16 protein-coding genes are annotated in these 19337 nt (G+C 58.0%); 5 read left to right on the forward strand and 11 right to left on the reverse strand.

Annotated features, from left to right (window positions below; all coding sequences use genetic code 11):
* Positions 1-67: 67 nt before the first annotated feature.
* The 5 genes from AO240_RS14115 to rplM form a co-directional block, all read right to left on the reverse strand.
* Complete coding sequence (locus tag AO240_RS14115; protein ID WP_099236996.1) at positions 68-847, reverse strand: cytochrome c1; 780 nt, start codon at positions 845-847, stop codon at positions 68-70.
* A complete protein-coding gene (locus AO240_RS14120; protein ID WP_058414358.1) occupies positions 847-2058 on the reverse strand; it encodes a cytochrome bc complex cytochrome b subunit in 1212 nt (403 codons plus the stop codon). The genes AO240_RS14115 and AO240_RS14120 overlap by 1 nt, the downstream gene beginning before the upstream one ends.
* Complete coding sequence (gene petA / locus AO240_RS14125) at positions 2058-2654, reverse strand: ubiquinol-cytochrome c reductase iron-sulfur subunit (RefSeq protein ID WP_058414359.1); 597 nt, start codon at positions 2652-2654, stop codon at positions 2058-2060. Before petA ends, AO240_RS14120 begins: the two co-directional genes overlap by 1 nt.
* 265 nt (positions 2655-2919) lie before the next feature.
* The gene (gene rpsI, locus AO240_RS14130) at positions 2920-3312 is read right to left on the reverse strand and encodes a 30S ribosomal protein S9 (protein ID WP_003216038.1); all 393 of its coding nucleotides are present in this window, start codon (positions 3310-3312) and stop codon (positions 2920-2922) included.
* A 14-nt stretch (positions 3313-3326) separates the two neighbouring features.
* Positions 3327-3755 carry a 50S ribosomal protein L13 gene (gene rplM, locus AO240_RS14135; RefSeq protein ID WP_058414360.1) on the reverse strand — a complete coding sequence of 143 codons (429 nt, stop codon included), beginning with the start codon at positions 3753-3755 and terminating at the stop codon, positions 3327-3329.
* Between the two features lie 248 nt (positions 3756-4003).
* Between rplM and AO240_RS14140 the strand changes: the two genes are divergently transcribed.
* Positions 4004-5044, forward strand: coding sequence for an NADP(H)-dependent aldo-keto reductase (locus AO240_RS14140; protein ID WP_058414361.1), 1041 nt, complete (start codon positions 4004-4006; stop codon positions 5042-5044).
* Between the two features lie 224 nt (positions 5045-5268).
* Entirely contained in the window at positions 5269-6189 is a 921-nt protein-coding gene (locus tag AO240_RS14145) for a GlxA family transcriptional regulator (protein ID WP_177445824.1), read from the forward strand.
* A gap of 50 nt (positions 6190-6239) precedes the next feature.
* Here the strand turns inward: AO240_RS14145 and zapE are convergent, their stop codons facing one another.
* The 3 genes from zapE to AO240_RS14160 all read right to left on the reverse strand — a co-directional run bounded on the left by zapE (position 6240) and on the right by AO240_RS14160 (position 9423).
* Entirely contained in the window at positions 6240-7334 is a 1095-nt protein-coding gene (zapE, locus tag AO240_RS14150; RefSeq protein WP_099236998.1) for a cell division protein ZapE, read from the reverse strand.
* Between the two features lie 79 nt (positions 7335-7413).
* Complete coding sequence (locus AO240_RS14155; protein WP_099236999.1) at positions 7414-8769, reverse strand: tryptophan--tRNA ligase; 1356 nt, start codon at positions 8767-8769, stop codon at positions 7414-7416.
* Positions 8770-8793: 24 nt separating this feature from the next.
* The gene (locus tag AO240_RS14160) at positions 8794-9423 is read right to left on the reverse strand and encodes an alpha/beta hydrolase (RefSeq protein WP_099237000.1); all 630 of its coding nucleotides are present in this window, start codon (positions 9421-9423) and stop codon (positions 8794-8796) included.
* Positions 9424-9570: 147 nt separating this feature from the next.
* Here AO240_RS14160 and AO240_RS14165 point away from each other — a divergent pair, with 147 nt between their 5' ends.
* Positions 9571-10008, forward strand: coding sequence for a YhcB family protein (locus tag AO240_RS14165; RefSeq protein ID WP_004372274.1), 438 nt, complete (start codon positions 9571-9573; stop codon positions 10006-10008).
* 1347 nt (positions 10009-11355) lie between these two features.
* Here AO240_RS14165 and AO240_RS14170 read toward each other — a convergent pair.
* The 3 genes from AO240_RS14170 to AO240_RS14180 all read right to left on the reverse strand — a co-directional run bounded on the left by AO240_RS14170 (position 11356) and on the right by AO240_RS14180 (position 14994).
* A complete protein-coding gene (locus tag AO240_RS14170) occupies positions 11356-13080 on the reverse strand; it encodes an ABC transporter ATP-binding protein/permease (protein WP_099237001.1) in 1725 nt (574 codons plus the stop codon).
* Between the two features lie 98 nt (positions 13081-13178).
* Entirely contained in the window at positions 13179-13739 is a 561-nt protein-coding gene (locus AO240_RS14175; protein WP_003171731.1) for a response regulator transcription factor, read from the reverse strand.
* On the reverse strand, positions 13732-14994 hold the full coding sequence (locus AO240_RS14180) for an ATP-binding protein (protein WP_099237002.1): 1263 nt from the start codon (positions 14992-14994) through the stop codon (positions 13732-13734). The genes AO240_RS14175 and AO240_RS14180 overlap by 8 nt, the downstream gene beginning before the upstream one ends.
* Before the next feature lie 203 nt (positions 14995-15197).
* Here AO240_RS14180 and AO240_RS14185 point away from each other — a divergent pair, with 203 nt between their 5' ends.
* Positions 15198-15908: an SIMPL domain-containing protein gene (locus AO240_RS14185; RefSeq protein ID WP_099237003.1), complete on the forward strand. Its 711-nt coding sequence runs from the start codon at positions 15198-15200 to the stop codon at positions 15906-15908.
* Positions 15909-16467: 559 nt separating this feature from the next.
* Entirely contained in the window at positions 16468-19323 is a 2856-nt protein-coding gene (locus AO240_RS14190; RefSeq protein WP_256585951.1) for a hypothetical protein, read from the forward strand.
* Positions 19324-19337: the final 14 nt, after the last annotated feature.

The raw sequence follows: 19337 nt of genomic DNA on the forward strand, positions 1-19337 counted from the left end.
CCAGAGCGCTACGTGTTCAGAGATGCCGCTGGGCGCGCAAGATTAACAGCAATTGCTTACGGTTGGATCAATGCACATCCTTCCAGTATTCGCGTTTAAGCAGGTAAGCGAACACGAAGAAGAAGGCCAGGTAGAGCAACACATACGTACCGATGCGCTGATGTTGCAGTTTGACCGGGTTGGCCGAGTAAGCCAGGAAGGTCACCAGATTCTTGACCTTCTCGTCAAACTGCTCTGCGTTCAGCGTACCGGTCTTGGGCAATATAGTCAGTTGATCGCACGCTTCATGTGTCAGAGGCGTGCCGGTCAACGGGTCATATTGCTTCTTGCCGTCTTCAACGACCTGAACCTGCTTGCATCCTACCACTTGGCGACCCTGCAGGCCGACAAGAACGTTAGGCATACCGACATTCGGGAAGACTTTGTTGTTCACGCCATACGGCCGCGCCGGGTCTTCGTAGAAGGATTTCAGGTAACCGTAGAGCCAGTCAGTGCCGCGCACACGCGCCACCAGTGTCAGGTCTGGCGGTGCCGCACCGAACCAGGCCTTGGCGTCTGCCGGTTGCATGCCGATGCTCATGTGGTCGCCGATTTTTGCGCCGGTGAACACCGCCTGGCTGAGCATTACGTCATGCGGGATGCCCAAGTCATCGGCAACACGCTCGTAGCGTTGGAACTTGGCGCTGTGGCAGCCCATGCAATAGTTGGTGAAGGTACGCAAACCATCCTGCATGGCGGCCTTGTCGGACACATCAATATCGACTTTTTCGAGTTCCGCGCCATGCTCGGCCGCGAAGGACAGTAGCGGCAGCGCCGCAAGCACGAATGCAACCAATAATTTTTTCATCAGCCAGTCACCCTTTCCGGAACCGGTTTGGTCTTCTCGAGCCGGGTGTAGAACGGCATCAGAATGAAGTAGGCGAAGTACAGGAAGGTGCACACCTGCGACAGCAATGTACGCTCGGGGGTGGGTGCCAATACGCCCAACACGCCCAGGATCACGAACGAAATGCAGAATACCCACAGCCAGATTTTGCTCAGCCAGCCCTTGTAGCGCATCGACTTGACCGGGCTTCGGTCGAGCCACGGCAGCACGAACAGCACCGCAATGGCGGCGCCCATGGCGATCACGCCCATAAGCTTGTCGGGAATCGCGCGCAAGATCGCGTAGAACGGCGTGAAGTACCAAACCGGGGCAATGTGCTCAGGCGTCTTGAACGCGTTGGCTTGCTCAAAGTTGGGCTTCTCGAGGAAATACCCGCCCATCTCCGGGAAAAAGAACACGATCGAGCAGAACACAAACAAGAACACCACCACACCCACAATGTCTTTCACGGTGTAGTACGGGTGGAACGGAATGCCATCCAGCGGGATGCCGTTTTCGTCTTTGTACTTCTTGATGTCGACGCCGTCCGGGTTGTTGGAGCCCACCTCGTGCAGCGCCAGGATGTGCAGCACCACCAGGCCGAGAATCACGATCGGCAAGGCCACCACGTGCAGCGCAAAAAAGCGGTTCAAGGTGATGCCGGAGATCAGGTAGTCACCCCGAATCCACTGGGTCAGGTCGTTGCCGATAACCGGGATCGCACCGAACAGCGAGATGATCACCTGTGCGCCCCAGTACGACATCTGGCCCCACGGCAGCAGATAACCCATGAAGGCTTCGGCCATCAGCGCCAGGTAAATCAGCATGCCGAACACCCACACCAGCTCACGCGGCTTCTGGTACGAACCGTAGAGCAGGCCACGGAACATGTGCATGTAAACCACGATAAAGAACGCCGAAGCGCCGGTAGAGTGCAGCAAGCGCAGGATCGAGCCGTACTCGACGTCCCGCATGATGTACTCAACAGAGGCGAACGCCTCCTCTGCCGAGGGCGTGTAACTCATCGTCAACCACACGCCGGTGATGATCTGGTTGACCAGCACCAGCAGCGCCAGTGAGCCGAAAAAGTAGAAGAAGTTGAAGTTTTTTGGCGCGTAATACTTGCTGAGGTGGTCTTCCCACATTTTGGTCGCGGGGAAGCGTGCATCCACCCAATCCATGAACTTGCTCATCAGGCTTTCTCCCCCTCGTCGACGCCAATGACAATGACATTGTCAGTCTCGTAATGATGTGGCGGAACCGGCAGGTTCAACGGTGCGGGTTGGGACTTGTAGACGCGGCCGGCCAGGTCGTAGTGGGAGCCGTGGCAAGGGCAGAAGTAACCGCCGACCCAGTCTTTGCCGAGGTCGGCAGGCGCCACTTCAGGGCGGAAGGTTGGCGAGCAGCCGAGGTGGGTGCAGATACCGATCAGCAGCAGAATCTCTGGTTTGATCGAACGGACTTCCTTATCAACGTAGGCGGGCTGGTCGGAATTCTTTGAGTCGGGGTCAGACAACTGGCCTTCGATTTTTTTCAGGTTCCCGAGGATTTCCTCAGTACGACGAACAATGAAAACCGGCTGACCGCGCCACTCAGCAATCATTTGCTGACCTGGCTCGACCTTACTGACATTCACCTTCACCGGTGCACCTGCGGCTTTCGCCTTGGCACTGGGAAACCATGACCCCACGAACGGGACCGCAGCCCCCACCGCTCCTGCAGCACCCACCACGGACGTGGCGGCTACCAAGAAGCGACGCCGGCCTGCATTCACGCCGTCATTGCTCATTCAGTCCTCTCCCATCAGCTTTTTGGCCTGTTAAATCAGGCGTCTACTAAGTATTAAATCTGAACTTATAAAAATTTTGCAGGATGGTAATGAAAAGCCCACACACTTACAAGGGAATTAGCCCGCGGTGCCGCTCCAGGCCTTGTAGTATAGGGGGTCTGCGGATGTGGCACGTTGTCACGGCCAAATGTGTGCACAAATCGCAGGCAATAAAAAACGCCCAGCTCCGTGAGGAGGCTGGGCGTTTTGTGGAACGTAAAGCGAATTAACGCTTCGAGTACTGCGGACGCTTACGCGCTTTACGCAGACCGACTTTCTTACGTTCAACTTCACGAGCATCGCGAGTTACGAAGCCAGCTTTGCGCAGAGCGCCACGCAGGGTTTCGTCGTACTGCATCAGAGCGCGAGTGATACCGTGGCGGATTGCGCCAGCTTGACCACTTACACCGCCACCGATAACGGTGACGTAGATGTCGAACTTTTCAACTGTCTCGGTCAGTTCCAGCGGCTGACGAACTACCATGCGGGCAGTTTCGCGACCGAAGAAATTTTCCAGAGTGCGGTTGTTGATCGAGATGTTACCAGTACCCGGACGCAGGAAAACACGTGCGGTAGCGGTTTTGCGACGGCCAGTGCCGTAATTTTGAGTCGCCGACATAATGAACTATTCCGTTAAAACTTCAGTTCTTGGGGCTGCTGAGCAGCATGAGGGTGTACAGCGCCCGCATAGACTTTCAGCTTGCGAAACATATCGCGACCCAGTGGGCCCTTCGGCAGCATACCTTTAACCGCGATTTCAATCGGGGCCTCAGGCTTCTTGGAGATCAGGCCTTCGAAGTTGGAAGACTTGATGCCGCCTGGGAAACCGGAGTGACGGTAGTACATTTTGTCTTGCGCTTTGTTGCCGGTAACACGTACCTGCTCGGCGTTGATGATGACAATGTAGTCACCAGTATCAACGTGAGGGGTGTACTCAGGCTTGTGCTTGCCACGCAGACGGCTGGCGACTTCAGTGGCCAGACGACCCAGAGTCTGACCAGCGGCGTCGACGATAAACCAGTCGCGCTGGACGGTGTCCGGTTTTGCAGTAAAAGTTGTCATTCTTTAATAGCCTCAGGGGCCGCCCTGTAAATTAGACGGCGGATCTTACTGAATAGTGCGTACTTTGACAAGTCAAAGGCAGCCGGATACAGACGCTATCGGGGGCTCGGGTCGGCGCGTCCGTTCAACGGCAAGATTCTTCGGCAGGCGGCGCATCACTTCCACTGCAGAAAGAGGTGGGCAATTATGCAGATTGCGAAAAAAAATTCAACCTGCTTTTATGATTGTTTTCCCCGAAGGAGTACCTGATGGATTATCGACAGCTGGGCCGAACCGATCTGAATGTAAGCGCGATTGCCCTGGGCACCATGACGTGGGGCGAGCAGAACAGCGAGGCAGAGGCCTTCGCACAGATCGAGCGGGCCAAAGCCGCAGGGATCAACTTCCTCGACACGGCCGAAATGTACCCGGTGCCGCCCAAGGCCGACACCTATGCGACCACCGAGCGTTACATCGGCAACTACTTCAAAAGCCGCGGTGACCGTGCCGACTGGGTGCTCGCCAGCAAGATCGCAGGCCCCGGCAATACCATCGACTACATTCGCGATGGCTACCTGCGCCACAACCGTAAACACATCGTCGAAGCCCTCGACGCCAGCCTCAAGCGCCTGCAAACCGACTGGATCGACCTCTACCAGTTGCACTGGCCAGAGCGCAGCACCAACTTTTTCGGCCAACTGAGCTACACACACAAGGACGAAGACGACCTCACGCCGCTGGAAGAAACCCTCGAAGCGCTGGACGAACAGGTGAAGGCCGGCAAGATCCGCCACATCGGCCTGTCCAACGAAACCCCGTGGGGCACCATGAAGTTCCTGGCCCTGGCCGAAGCCCGTGGCTGGAGCCGCGCCGTGTCGATCCAGAACCCCTACAACCTGCTCAACCGCAGCTTTGAAGTGGGCCTGGCGGAAGTTGCCATTCGCGAACAATGCGGCCTGTTGGCGTATTCGCCGCTGGCGTTCGGCATGCTCAGCGGCAAGTACGAAGGCGGCGCTCGCCCGGCAAAAGCCCGCCTGACGGAATACAGCCGCTTCAGCCGCTACTTCAACCCGCAGTCGGAAGCCGCGTGCAGCCGTTACGTGGCACTGGCGCGCGAGCACGGCCTGGACCCGGCGCAAATGGCCCTGGCATTCGTCACGCAACAGCCGTTTGTGACCAGCAATATCATCGGTGCAACCAGCCTTGCGCAGTTGGACAGCAACATCGCCAGTGCCGACCTGACACTCTCCAAAGAGGTGCTGGAGGGGATTGAGGCGATTCAGAAGGATCATCCAAACCCTGCGCCTTAAGCGCCACCTGAGGGTTCCCGGGCCGGGGAACCCTCATCAAACAGCGCCGATGCCCCGATGACATCATCGGGGCACTGGACACACGGGGTAAAAAATAAGACGATCCAGCCGTCTGGTGACCACTTTCCCCTATAAGAATAAATGAAATTATGTCCAACCAAATCTCCACGCCGTTACGGCGCGTCAGCATTTTGGCCATTGATCGGGTATTCGCTTCAACCCTGATGCAAGCCAAGGATTTCTTCCACCTCGCCAGCCTGCGTTACGGCAAACAGCAAGGCCTGGGCCTTACACCCGCGTTCGAAACACGCCTGGTCAGCCCCGACGGGCAATCGGTGCGCAGTTTCAGCGACGTGATCATGCCGGTCGACGGCGGCCTGGAAGACGCCGACATCATCGTGCTACCGGCCTTCTGGGACGACTTCGACGCCGTGTGCGCGCGCTACCCGCAAGTGCTGCCCTGGCTGCGTGAACAACACGCCCGCGGCGCGGTACTCTGCGGTGAAGCCACTGGCGTATTCTGGCTGGCCGAAGCCGGGCTGCTTGATGGCAAGGAGGCAACCACTTACTGGCGCTTCTTCAAAGCCTTCAGCGAACGCTTCCCCAAGGTGCAGCTCAATCAGGACAAACACCTGACCGACGCCGACAACCTGTATTGCGCCGGCGGCACCACCTCGGCATGCGACCTCTACATCTACCTGATCGAGCGTTTCTGCGGCGCCACTATCGCCCAGGCCGTAGCCCGCGACATTCTCTACGAAGTACAGCGCAGCTACGCGCCGGGGCGCATTGGTTTTGGCGGGCAGAAGCTGCACCAGGACGTGATCATCCTGCAGATTCAACACTGGCTCGAAGAGCATTTTGCCGACAAGTTTCGCTTCGAAGACGTCGCCCGCGAACACGGCATGAGCATTCGCAACTTCATGCGCCGCTTCCAGAGCGCCACCGGTGACAAGCCGTTGCACTATTTGCAACGCCTGCGTATCGAAACGGCCAAAGGGCTGCTCTCGGGCAGCCGCAAAAGCATCAAGACCATCAGTTATGAGGTGGGATATGACGATGCGAGCTTTTTTGCGCGGCTGTTCAGGCAACACACCGAGCTGTCGCCAAACCAGTACCGCCAGCAGTTCCAGCAAGCCGCCTGAACCCAATGCGGGAGGGGATTGCTCCCTCCCCCATTTTTACCGTGTCGTGCTTACGGCTTGTGCCCGCGCGACAGGAACTCGTGGGACTGCATTTCCAGCAAGCGACTCAACGTGCGCTGGAATTCGAAATTCAAGCGACCGCCGGTGTAGAGGTCTTTGAGCTCGACTTCCGCCGAAATAATCAACTTGACGTTACGGTCGTAGAACTCGTCGACCATGTTGATAAAACGGCGCGCGATGTCGTCAGTGGTGACGCTCATCTGCTCCACGCCGCTCAAGATCACCGCGTGGAAGATCTTGCCCAGCTCGATGTAGTCGTTCTGGCTGCGCGGGCCGTCGCACAGTTGACGGAATTCGAACCAGGCCACGTCATCGCAGGTGCGCAGCGCGATGATTTCGCGGTTCTCGATCATCAGCTTGTCGTTTTCCACCGCCTGCGTGCATTCCGGCGTGAGCGCACGGAAGCTTTTCTTCAAGCTTTCATGCGCTGCTTCGTTCAGCGGGAAGTGGAACAGCTCGGCCTGCTCAAGGTGGCGCAGGCGATAGTCGACGCCACTGTCGACGTTGACGATCTCGGTGTTCTGCTTGATCAGCGCGATGGCCGGCAGGAAGCGCGCACGTTGCAGGCCGTCCTTGTACAGGCCGTCGGGCACGATGTTCGACGTGGCAACCAGGGTCACGCCGTTCTTGAACAGCTCTTCCATCAGGGTGCCGAGGATCATGGCGTCAGTGATGTCGGAGACGAAAAACTCATCGAAGCAGATCACCCGCGCTTCGTCGGAGAACCGCTTGGCGATGATGGTCAGCGGGTTTTTCTCGCCCGGCAGGGTTTTCATCTCTTCGTGCACACGCTTCATGAAGCGGTGAAAGTGTGTGCGCACCTTTTCCTTGAACGGCAGCGCTTCGAAGAAGGTGTCTACCAGGTAGGTCTTCCCGCGGCCGACGCCACCCCAGAAGTACAGGCCCTTGACCGGCGTGTGGTCTTTTTTGCCAAACAGCTTGCCGAACAACCCTGGCTTGTTCTGCGAGGCCGCGACCAGGTCGTCGTACAGGCGCTGCAGATGCCGCACCGCGTTTTCCTGGGCAGCGTCATGGAAGAATTCAGGGCGTTTCAGATCAGCTTGATATCGTTCTAGGGGCGTCATAATTTCGTTAGCAAGGCAACAAAAACGGGCCGTCACTGTAACGACGGCCCTGGATAATGGCAATCAACCCTTGGTCGGGTTAATCCTCGGTTGGGGTCAACGCAGTGCGCAACGCGGCAATGGCGGTATCGCGCGACGCTTCGTCGGCAAACGCGGCGCTGTCGGCCACCGCAGCGCCGTCCAGCCATACGCTGAAGCTTTGCGCCTCTGTGCGCACGTCCAGCGCGTCGCCGTTTTGCAACTGCTTGGTCACTGCGCCAGCCGCTTTGCCGTCGGCAAAGTTACGCGACAGCAGCAGTTGCTCGCCATCGGCGGCCAACAAGCGGAAGCGGAAGCTGCCGTCGTCTTCGCGAAAGCTCACAAACCGTGCGGCTTTAGCGGCTTTCTTTTTAGCACTGACCGGCGCAGCCGCCGGCTCGACGAACGAGCGCAGGCCCACCGCCTCACGCAGCTCGGCGAGGAACGGCGCCGCGACAGCGCGGGCTTTTTTGGCGCCGACCAGCAGCAGGTCTTCCATGTCCGATGGGCGCGACATCAGTTCGTGATAGCGCTCACGCGCTTCGCCCAACTGGCCGTCGAGCAGTTGGAACAAGCGATTTTTCGCCTCGCCCCAGCCCAGGCCTTGCAGCAGTTCAGCGCGGAACTCTTGTTCCTGCGCCTGGCTGGCAAACGCCTGGTACAGGGTGAACAGGTGCGAGGTGTCCGGGTCTTTGGCTTCGCCGGGCGCGCGCGAATCAGTGACGATGCGCGAGATGGCGTCTTTCATTTCCTTGGCGCTGGTGAACAGCGGGATGGTGTTGTCGTAGCTCTTCGACATCTTGCGGCCGTCGAGGCCCGGCAAGGTGGCGACGCTTTCTTCGATCAACGCCTCGGGCATGGTGAAAAACTCTTTGCCCTTGCCGAACAGGTGGTTGAAGCGCTGGCCGATGTCGCGGGCCATTTCCACGTGCTGGATCTGGTCGCGGCCCACCGGCACTTTGTGCGCGTTGAACATCAAAATGTCCGCCGCCATCAGCACCGGGTAGCTGTACAGGCCCATGGTGATGCCCGCGTCCGGGTCTTCGCCGGTTTCGACGTTCTTGTCCACCGAAGCCTTGTAGGCATGGGCGCGGTTGAGCAGGCCCTTGGCGGCAACGCAAGTCAGCAGCCAGGTCAGCTCGGGGATTTCAGGGATGTCGGACTGACGGTAGAACGTCACCCGATTCACATCCAGGCCACCGGCCAGCCAGGTCGCGGCGATTTCCATACGCGAGCGCTGAATGCGCTGCGGGTCATCACATTTGATCAGGGCGTGGTAGTCGGCCAGGAAGTAAAAAGAGTCGGCATTCGCGTCCTGGCTGGCGAGGATAGCCGGGCGAATCGCACCGGCGTAGTTGCCCAGGTGCGGCGTGCCGGTGGTGGTAATGCCGGTGAGAATACGGGTACGAGTGGTCATGGGTAATCGCTTATCAGGCAGCTATCAATTCGAAAGGCGCGGCAGCACCAGATCCTTGAGATCGGTCAGCTTGCCATGAAAAAAGTGCCCGCATTCTGCCACTTTCAGCAGCTCATGGGGGCGATTCAAGGCGGCAGACCAGTCGTAGACGAGCTGCGGGTCGACCACTTCATCAGTTTCCGGCTGGATCAGCGTCAATGGGCAGCCTTGCGGCAGTACGTCGCTGTCGCGCAGGCGCATCACCGCAGCGGCGACCATGAACAAATGCGCCAGTTTTTCGCCCTTGGCTTCCAGGCGCCCGCCGAGGCTGGCGGCCACATAACCGCCGAAGGAAAACCCGAGCAGGGTGATCGGCAACTCCGGGTGTTTTTCGCGCAGCCAGGTGACGGCCGCTTCGGCATCGTCGACTTCACCGGTGGCCATGTCGTGCGTGCCGGCGCTGGCACCGACGCCACGGTAATTGAAACGTAAAGTAATCAAACCAGCATCGCGGGCGGTGCGTTGCAGGGTCGATACAACTTTATTCAGCATGGTGCCACCCTGCACCGGGTTAGGGTGGCAGATCAGCGCCAGGCCACGTGGCTCGGGGTGATCCAGGTACAGGGCTTCCAATTGGCCAACCGGGCCATCGATCAGAACGGGGGTTTCACGCATGAGCAAGGAATGAACTCCGTGACCTCTCAAAGGGTCGACTCGTCTAGCTAAAAGTCTGTGCATGGCATGCTTGCGAGCTTAATCGCGGTATACAGCGCAGGTCCGAGCCGTTAACGTAAAGCAAAGCCGTTTATAGAGGAAGGACTCGTGGAACACTCGCTCTTAGTTTGGTTGTTGCCGACTCTTGCCCTGGTTGCCGGTGTCGCCATTGGATTCCTGGTTGCTCGCCTGCTGCCGAATGCCGCGCCTAACCGCACGCAGCGTCAGTTGGATGACATTCAGGAACGTTTTGACAGTTATCAGAACGAGGTTGTTACCCACTTCAACAGCACCGCAACCCTGGTCAAGAAGCTCACTCAGAGCTACCAGGACGTACAGGATCACCTCGCCGATGGCGCAAACCGCCTGGCCCTCGACGACATCACCCGTCAGCGTCTGCTGGCCGCGTTGCACTCCGATGCACCGCAAGCTCCACGCGAGCGCCTCACCCCACCGCGGGAAAACCAGGAGCCACCACGGGACTACGCGCCAAAAACGCCGAACGCCCCAGGCATGCTGGATGAGCATTACGGCTTGAAGAAGTAAGTCATTTTCAAGCACCAAAAAAGCCCGGCTGATCGATGATCAGCCGGGCTTTTTTGTTGAGCCACAATCTGCCCAACTTGGTAACTCATCATCAACAATTCATATGAGGCCGCCTCAGTGGGCCGCAGTCGCAAGCACAGCGAAGGTCCACTGTGGGAGGGGGCTTGCTCCCGATAGCGGTCTGTCAGCTACAAGTGTGCTGACCGACCCAGCGCCATCGGGAGCAAGCCCCCTCCCACACTGACACTGCCCAACCCTGGCGACTCATCAATCAACACTTCATATGAGGCCGCTTCAATGGGCCATAGTCGCAAGCACAGCGAAGATCCACTGTGGGAGGAGGCTTGCTCCCTCCCACACTGACACCGCCCAACCCTGGTAACACTTCATCAACACCTCATATGAGGCCACTTCATTGAGCCACAGTCGCAAGCACAGCGAAGGTCCACTGTGGGAGGGGGCTTGCTCCCGATAGCGGTCTGTCAGCTACAAAGGTGCTGACTGATCCACCGCCATCGGGAGCAAGCCCCCTCCCACACTGACACTGCCCAACCCTGGCAACACTTCATCAACACTTCATATGAGGCCACTTCAGTGGGCCACAGTCGCAAGCACAGCGAAGGTCCACTGTGGGAGGGGGCTTGCTCCCGATAGCGGTCTGTCAGCTAAAAATGTGCTGACTGATCCACCGCCATCGGGAGCAAGCCCCCTCCCACACTGATAGTGCCCAACCCTGGCAACTCATCAATCAACACTTCATATGAGGCCGCTTCAGTGGGCCGCATTCGCAAGCACAGCGAAGATCCACTGTGAAAGGGGGCTTGCTCCCGATAGCGGTCTGTCAGCTACAAATGTGCTGACCGACCCACCGCCATCGGGAGCAAGCCCCCTCCCACACTGACACTGCCCAACCCTGGCAACACTTCATCAACAATTCATATGAGGCCGCTTCAGTGGGCCGCAGTCGCAAGCACAGCGAAGGTCCACTGTGGGAGGGGGCTTGCTCCCGATAGCGGGCTGTCAGCTAAAAATGTGCTGACTGACCCACCGCCATCGGGAGCAAGCCCCCTCCCACACTGACACTGCCCAACCCTGGCAACTCATCATCAACACTTCATATGAGGCCGCTTCAGTGTGCCGCAGTCGCAAGCACAGCGAAGATCCACTGTGGGAGGGGGCTTGCTCCCGATAGCGGGCTGTCAGCTACAAATGTGCTGACTGATCCACCGCCATCGGGAGCAAGCCCCCTCCTACACTGACACCTCCCAACTCTGGCAACTCATCATCAACACTTCATATGAGGCCGCTTCAGTGGGTCTCAATCTTCCACACTGGCCGAGTTTGACCTCAAGCAGGTTGCTGCTCTTGAAGCTGGCCGCTCTCGATGCGCACATGGCGTCCATGGAAGCGCTTGAGGCTGCTGCGATGACCGACGCTGACGATGCTCAGCCCCGGCAACTCATCGATCAAGGCTTGGTACAAGGTCGCTTCATCCTCTTCATCCATCGCTGACGTGGCCTCGTCCATGTACAGCCATTGCGGTGCAAACAGCAACGCGCGGGCGAAGGCCAGGCGCTGCTGCTCGCCTGGCGAGAGCATGCGTTGCCAGTGGTTGGCCTCATCAAGACGGCTGACCAGATGCGGCAAGCGGCAGGTTTCCAGCACCTGTGCATAACGTTGCGCCGGGTAAACGCTGTCGTCTTGTGGATAACTCAGCACCGCCTTCAACGTACCAATCGGCAAGTAGGGCTTTTGCGGCAGGAACAGGTAACGTGCCGCCGGCAGGCGAATGCTACCATGGCCCGCTGGCCACAAATGGCCCATGGCGCGCAGCAAGGTACTTTTACCGCTGCCGGAACGCCCGCTGAGCATGACGCGCTGGCCCGGTTCCACAGTCATCTCGGCGTCTGTGAGCAAGTGGCGGCCATCGGCCAGGTCCATGCCCAAGTCTTTCACCACCAAGCGTTCGCCCTCGGGGCGCACATCGATTGCCGGGACGCGCTGCTCGTTTTCGCGCATGGCCTGCTGGAAGCTGAGCAGACGATCACTGGTCGCACGCCAGCCGGCAAGCTCGGAGTACGCACTGATAAACCAGCTGAAATTCTCCTGCACGTTGCCGAACGCCGAGTTGATTTGCATCAGCTCGCCCAGCTCGATCTTGCCGGTGAAGTAACGCGGCGCGGCGACGATAAACGGGAAGATGATCGCGATCTGGCTGTAGCCGGCGGTGAAGAAGGTCAGGCGCTTGGACACTTTCATGATGTCCCAGAAGTTGTGCCAAACCTTGCCGAAGCGCGCGCTCAGGCGCTGGTTTTCATTTGGCTCGCCGTTGTACAAGGCGATGCTCTCGGCGTTCTCGCGCACACGCACCATCGAGAAACGCAAGTCCGCTTCAAAGCGTTGTTGTTGGTTGCTCAGGCCGATCAGGCGACGGCCAATCAGGTGCGTCAGCCAACTGCCGACGGCGGCGTAGAGCAATGCGCACCAGAACATGTAGCCGGGAATGGTGATGCCAAACACCTCGATGCTGCCCGACACGCCCCACAAAATGATCGAGAACGACACCAGGCTGACCACGTTGCGCAGCAGCCCCAGGCCAAGGCTCAAGGTGCTGGACGTGAAGGTATTGAGGTCTTCGGAAATCCGCTGGTCCGGGTTATCGGTGTAACCGCCCTGCTCCAGCTGGTAGTAATTTTTGTCCGCAAGCCAGCGCGCGAAGTGCTTTTCGGTGAGCCAGGCACGCCAGCGGATCGTCAGCATTTGGGTCAGGTACAAACGGTACACCGCCCCCAGAATAGCCACCGCCGCAATACCGCCAAAATAGCCGATCAACTGCCAGAAAGCGGCCGTGTCCTTTTTTTCCAGGGCGTTGTAGAAGTCTTTGTACCAATGGTTGATCCACACGGAGATCGCCACACTGAACAATGACAAGCCAATCACGGCCGCCAGCAGCAACCAGGCCTTGCCCTTCTCTTCGCTGCGCCAATAAGGTGTGATCATCGCCCAGGTTCGGCGAAAAAACTGCCCACGCACTGCGTCATTGACCGCGGAGTACTCAGCGTTCTGATTCATTCTTCAGGCTCGATAGGGAAAATGACAGGCGTTGGAACCGATCTTAAGCGATCGGTTCACGGCTCCGTGCAGCCTGAAGCAGTTCGTTCAACCGGCGTTCAGCGACGTACCGGGCGCTTCTGCAGCTTGCGTTGCAGGGTACGCCGGTGCATGCCGAGGGCGCGCGCGGTGGCAGAGATATTGCCCTCGTGTTCGGTCAGCACGCGTTGGATGTGCTCCCATTGCAGCCGGTCCACCGACATCGGGTTTTCCGGCACCAGCGTGTCGAGGTCGGCGTGTTCAGACAGCAAGGCCGCCAGCACGTCGTCGGCATCCGCCGGTTTGCACAGGTAGTTGCAGGCGCCGCGCTTGATGGCTTCGACGGCGGTGGCAATGCTGGAATAACCGGTAAGGATTACCACGCGCATTTCCGGGTCGAGTTCCAGCAACTTGGGCAGCAACACCAGGCCAGAGTCGCCGTCCATTTTCAGGTCGAGCGCGGCGTAGTCCGGCAGGTCGGCCTGGGCGATGGTCAGGCCTTCTTCGGCCGAGCCTGCGGTGCTCACGCGAAAGCCGCGACGGCTCATGGCGCGCGCCATGACGCGGGTAAAAGTGGCGTCGTCATCTACCAGCAACAGGTGCGGCAGTTCTTCGCCTTCGACTTGGATCTCGTCACTCATCGATATCTCCTCGTGCGACACGCGGCAGGCGCAGCTCGGTGAGCGTGCCGCCTTCCTCGTGACTATAGAGCTTCACTGAGCCGCCCGCGCGGGTCACGCTGGCCTTGCTCAAAAACAGGCCGAGGCCGAAGCCTTTGCCCTTGGTGGTAAAAAATGGCTTGCCGATCTGCTCGGCAATGGCCAACGGCACGCCCGCACCGTGGTCACGAATGCTGATGGTGACGTTTTCCGCATCCCAGTCGAGCTGCACGCCGAGGCCTTCGGGGCAGGCGTCGGCGGCGTTGTTCAACAGGTTGAGCAGCGCTTGAGTCAGATCCGGCGGCGGCGCCATGCGCGGCACGCTGCCCTGGCCCAGCAGGTGAAAACGATAACTGGCCTCGGGGCGCATCAGGTGCCAGCGGTTCAGGGCTTCGTCGAGCCAGTGGGTCACGTCCTGCATTTCAACCGCCAGGCGGCGATTGGCTTCGGCGGCGCGCACCAGTTGCTGCAAGGTCTGCTTGCACTGCTTGACCTGCTCCTGCAACACGCTGAGGTCGTCTTGCAGGGCCGGGTCATGATGGTCCTGGGTCATTTCCTTGAGCAGTACGCTCATGGTCGCCAGCGGTGTGCCGAGTTCATGCGCGGCGCCGGCCGCCTGGGTGGCCACGGCCAGCAGTTGCTGGTCACGCAGGCCCTCTTCCCGGCGAATGGCGCGCAACTCCTCCTGCCGGCGCAGCTCTTCAGCCATGCGCGCGGCAAAAAAGGTGATGACCGCAGCAGACAGCGCAAAGCTCAGCCACATCCCGTAGATCTGCAGGTTCTCGCGCGCGATGGGGAACGTTTGCAGCGGGTAGAAACGCGCCAGCAGCAGCGTGTACAGGGTCAGCGCGATGCCCGACAGCACCACCGAATAGCGCCACGGCAAGGTCACAGCGGCGATGGTCAGTGGCACCAGATAATAAGAAACGAAGGGGTTGGTGGAACCACCTGAGAAATAAAGCAACACACTGTGAATAAACAGATCGCAGGCCAGTTGCAGGGCGTATTCCAGTTCGGTCACAGGCCAAGTGGTACGCAGCCGAATGGCCGTGAACACACACAGCACAGTGGAGAAACCGAGGGTCACGCCCAGTGGCAGCCACGGCAGCGCCAGCAGGTCGAACCAATACGCGAGACCGACGGAGCCGGCCTGTGCGGCCAGTACCAGGGTGCGAATGAACGTCAGGCGCCAAAGATTCTGGCGTGTGGCGGAAGTCAGTTTTACGGCGGCGAGCATGAGCTCTCCCGGTGAGCGCTGCAGGCGGATCGGCAGGAGTATAAACGAAGCGCCGCCCAGGGCATTGGGTGTGTGGCCCTTTGACGCAGGCCGGCAAACTACCGTTCGTCGGCGCCCTGCCAACCGTAGTGAATGTGTAAACCCGAAGAACCCGATACCCCCGTCTACAGTCATACCCGATACGCATTCCTTAAGGAGCTTCCATGTCTCGTTTCACTCGCACTGCAGCCGTTCTGACCCTCAGCGCAAGCGCCGTGGCCAGCCTTCCGGCCATGGCCGCCGATGCATTGAATTACAACCAGATTTCCCTGCGCGCCGAGGTCAGCCAAGAAGTTGCCCGCGACAAGATGATCGTCACGCTGTACACCGAGTCGCAGAACAGCGACCCGGCCAAGCTCGCCGCCGAAGTCACTACTACGATGAACAAGGCGCTTGGCGAGGCGCGCGAAGTTAAAGGCGTAACCCTGCGCCAGGGCAGCCGCAACAGCTACCCGATCTACGACAACAAGAACCAGAAGATCACCGGCTGGCGTGAACGCGCCGAACTGCGCCTGGAAAGCGCGGACTTCCCGGCACTCTCCAAGCTCACCGGCGAACTGCTGAATACCCTGAAAATGGAAAACATGGACTTCGCGATCGCCGATACCACACGCAAGGCCAGCGAAGATGCCTTGCTCAAGGAAGCGGTGGGCGCGTTCAAGGCGCGCGCGCAATTGGCGACCGATGCGCTGGGCGGCAAGGGTTACAAGATCGTCAATCTGAACTTCAACACCAACGGCTACCCACAGCCATTCGCCCGCGGCGGGATGATGCTGAAAGCCGCCATGATGGATTCGGCGCCGACGCCGCAAGTGGAGGCAGGTACCAGCCAGGTGAGCATGAGCGCCGACGGAGTGATTGAAGTGCTGCAATAAGGTTTTTTGCGACTCAAAAGCGGCGCAGCCTAAAGGTTTGCGCCGTTTTTTTGTGCGCAGTTTAGTGGAACGGACTTGGCTGAACCGCCGCCTGACACCTTTGATCCCCCAGCGCCTTCGACGCACTGTGCAACGCTCTGTTTTTATACCCACAGCACCTGTAATAACGCGCCGTAGCGCATTAAAAGTGGTGGATGTCGCCACATGAAACTTTAACTAAGTGTACGACTGAACATTCAACGACAGGTCCGATATTCGCAACTAAACGTAGGTTTTTTTTCGACGGCTGTAGGCCGGTACTTATAAACTTTTTTTGCCGCCCGCTGTGGAACCAGGCGCATTCACTCGGCCACCCATCTGTCAGTAACGCCTAAGTACCAGAGCAACTTACTGCTGTCATTTATCTAAATCACAGCAACGCAAACATTAATAAATTGATGGCGAGATCATCAGGGGCTCTCACTAAAAATCACCGACTCGCACTGCGCTATAGAACCGTCGCTATGACGCTGCACTGATCGATCATCTTTATAACCCCCATGAGTAGAACGAGCTGAACATGAATATAAGTCCGTCTTACCTATCACAAACGTTAGCAATACCCCTGCCACCTTTAACCGCCGAGCTGTCGAGTTCAACGACCTCAACACCCTCTCTTGCACGCCACACGCGGTCAATTGACGCCTCAGCGCTTGGCCCCACGCATGAGTCCGATGCGGCCAAGCACGTCATTTATGGGTCAACCACAGCCACGCCGCCCAACACGAACATGACACAAAAAGAGCGACTGCAACTGACCGAAGCGTACGCGGGTCGTATCGTGCAGCAGCTCGCCAACATAGAAAGCGGTAGCGAAGGCGAGAGCAATCTCAAATTCCAGCAGAGTCGTCAGTTCCTGCAGCCTGCGAGTTACTTCAGCGGTGGGGTATTGGCCGCAGGGTTCGACCCGCAGGAGAAAATCACGGTTACGCTCAACACCTATGTCGGCGTAGGGAGCCCGACGACGCTGACAAGCCGTGTTGAACGCAGCTACTTTGCATGGGAAGTTGCAGCGGGTGCGCTGGCGCACGATAAAACACCGCGAGGCGGTCCGGTTAATTTCCACTCCATGCATATCGAGCAAAAAGACAAAAGCCGGGTTGAGGACCTGGAGTCGGTGGGCAGCAAACTTCAGGACCATTGGGAAAATGAGATATCCGAGCCCCTGCGGGATGTGTCGGGTGCATTGGCAAAGCGCTCGGGTAAAGCCGACGCGTATGTAGTGCGGGGCACTTTACAAAGCCTGCGTAGCGACAAGGCCAGTTTTGAAAAACTGACACCGGGCAGTCGAGACGCCATCGACCGCACACTTGATAAACTTGGCAATGTGGTCATTCCCAATATATTCGGCTACCCAATGGCAGGGTATGCCTTTGTGCCCGAGGTCAACTACCACGGCGATTACGACCACCGCCCGAATAAAGGCCTGATGATTGATTTAAAGAATGGCACGGTCACTGAAATACACGGCGATAAGGACTTTGCCGACTGGGCTAAAAACAACCGCAGTGCAATAGTGCGTAGCTTCAATGCCAGCGACCGGCAAGGCGGTAAAAACTCGCACTGGCCAAAGGCTGCAGATGTGCTCGACAATCTTATTATCGGTAATCTTGCCACCTACCGCGGGCGTTCCGGCGCGCTCTCCGATAAAGATGTACCGGTGTGGGAAACCTTTAACTATACCCAATCACGCGACGCCGATTATTATTTAAACTTCGGCAACTTGAACAACGGTATTGCTGCCAGTTATCAGGAGGTCAACACCAAAAACGCAGTGTGGGCAGACCAAACCGAGGTATTTGGTTCCTCGCAGCAAAATTGGAAAGGCGCCAAAGACCTGTGGAGCAACACCTTCGGTTACGTTCCCATCGTGGGCAACACGGGCAATATTGTCTTCGGCATTCATGACTCCCTGCATGGCATGACGGCCGACGACCGCGTCGGTGGGAACGCCGCAGCGGTCATATCAGCCTTGCAACTCGCACACGAACTTGCGCCCGCGGCAATAGAGACCGGGCTGGGTGATTTACCCATAGCATTGGAACCCTCTACACCGAAAAGTTACAGCTGGAGACTTAATGAGCAGACCCGCGATTTTGATTTGGTGCGAGCGCCTACGGCGTCTAACGATAGCGTGATTCAATCGAACGAGCTAAGCCCACCAGCCCCTCATCCGTCGATAGACGGCGAGGAACCACAGCCAGGCCCTTCCGGTAACAATCCCGTGTTCAACAGGCCTGTGCCAACGATTGTGCCTGTCTCCCGGTCACTGATCCTCATGGAACCTTATGCCGTCGCTGACGGTGAACAGTTGATAAGCAATGCCACCCGCGACGCGATGGGCGTTTATCGAATGACCGACAGCAGCGGTATCTTCCGTCAATTCGTGCGCCTTACCGATGAAACAAACACCAGCAGGGTATTTGAAATATCCGGTCGCTACAGGTCGGGCGAAGGCCTGGCCAAAATTATTGATCCAAAGACTCGCGCGAACCTGGCAGTGATAACAGCAGGACGCGATGGCGATTGGCTCCGCGCACCGGCAGATGGCGGCGCGCCATGGCCCTGGCAGCGCTCAAATTCGCCAACCCCCAGTATCGAACCCAAGAACACGCTGATATCGGCGCAGTTTCTAGAAATAGACGGGGCAAAAATGAACGGCGCAACAACGCTGGATAAATACCTTAATCCTGCCGAACATGAGTACACCTATGGCATTGCAGTAAACGATAAGGGTGAGAGCGTACCGCAGATTTCCTGGTCAACTGAGGAAAACCCGGCGCATGCCACGCCGCACCCGACAGCCAGCGCGTCAGCGTTCGGCACCAGCTCATACAGTGAACAATTTATTAAGGATATAAACCGCAGCGCGTTCACCGTGAACACGCCAGACGGGGTCTCGCTGGAAATTGACATTCCCGCAGAGGTAAAAGCGATTCAGCTGGCAAGAGGCACCAAGTTAACCACTGAAGAACTCGACACCCTCATACACAACGCTATTGAGAAATTTGAGAACGCGATCCCCGATCCGGCACTAAGAGCACGAATTTCCGAAGTGGCCAATCAATGGTTACTCGGCGCTGCCCCGGAAGAGTTTCAGACCTCTCGATTCAAAGACACTATTTACGCCAGCGGCAGAGATCCCCACTACTACATCGACTATGACCCGCACAGTGAGATAACCACTGTCACGGCAAAATCCGATTTTATCCTGACCAAACTGGAACTGGACGGCGAACTTGAAACACTCAAGGACGTGACTGCAAAAGCCTCAAGACCGATCACTATAAGGGCCAGCAATAGCATTGACAGCGACGGCTATGACATAGAACCCTCAGCGCCTACCCGTATAGAAATCACCCCCACGCTGAACTGATCAGCACACCGCTC

It is taken from the genome of Pseudomonas sp. ICMP 460, from assembly GCF_002723595.1.
Classification (GTDB): Bacteria; Pseudomonadota; Gammaproteobacteria; order Pseudomonadales; family Pseudomonadaceae; genus Aquipseudomonas; species Aquipseudomonas kitaguniensis.